Raw genomic sequence first — 404 nt, forward strand, 5'->3', positions numbered from 1 at the left:
AAAAATGTCGCCTCGATTTCCCGGCGGGTGACGAGTTCGCAATGACAGACGATTTCGCCGTGATCGGCACGCTGCCAGTCCCGCCCGCAGGTTTCGGTCAGATTGGGCATCGTCACTTCGGGGATTGAGGATGGCGGGTTAAAGCGCGTACCGAAACCTTCGTGAAGCCGCAGCGCATGCTGCGCCAGTCCGAGCGCGGCACTGAGGCCCGTGGAGCGAATGCCACCGAGCGTGATCGCCCGCCGGTCTGGCCGGGTGGAAATCCGGTAGTGCTTCTTTTCAGATGCCGGGCGCAGACCGGCATAAACAGCGGTCACGGAAACGGAGGCAAGCGCGGGAACGATCTCCGCACCGCGTTCCAGCAGTCCTTCCAGCGTCACCGTCTCGACCGTCGCGCGTTCGCG

The 404-nt window shown here is 63.6% G+C and carries 1 pseudogene; it reads right to left on the minus strand.

The window, feature by feature from the left end:
- Positions 1-404: pseudogene (locus EN804_RS34920) on the minus strand (FAD/NAD(P)-binding oxidoreductase); the annotation flags it as partial.

Source organism: Mesorhizobium sp. M8A.F.Ca.ET.161.01.1.1 (genome assembly GCF_004792105.1).
Lineage (GTDB): Bacteria > Pseudomonadota > Alphaproteobacteria > Rhizobiales > Rhizobiaceae > Mesorhizobium.